The 242-nt window shown below is 50.0% G+C and carries 1 rRNA gene; it reads right to left on the reverse strand.

Annotation, left to right across the window (positions count from 1 at the left end):
- Positions 1–234: ribosomal RNA gene (locus tag ACYVUV_RS12450) — 23S ribosomal RNA — on the reverse strand; the annotation flags it as partial.
- Positions 235–242: the final 8 nt, after the last annotated feature.

The raw sequence follows: 242 nt of genomic DNA on the forward strand, positions 1-242 counted from the left end.
ATCGATATTTCTTTCTCTTCCTGCAGCTACTTAGATGTTTCAGTTCACTGCGTGTTCCTTTCTTGTGCTATGTATTCACACAAGAATAGCATGTCTGCACATGCTGGGTTCCCCCATTCGGAGACCTCCGGATCAAAGCCTACTTACGGCTCCCCGAAGACTTTCGCGGTTAGTCGCGTCCTTCATCGGCTTCCAGTGCCAAGGCATTCACCGTGCGCCCTTCTTCACTTGACCTTGCAAGT

It is taken from the genome of Lactobacillus sp. WILCCON 0149 (assembly GCF_057197965.1).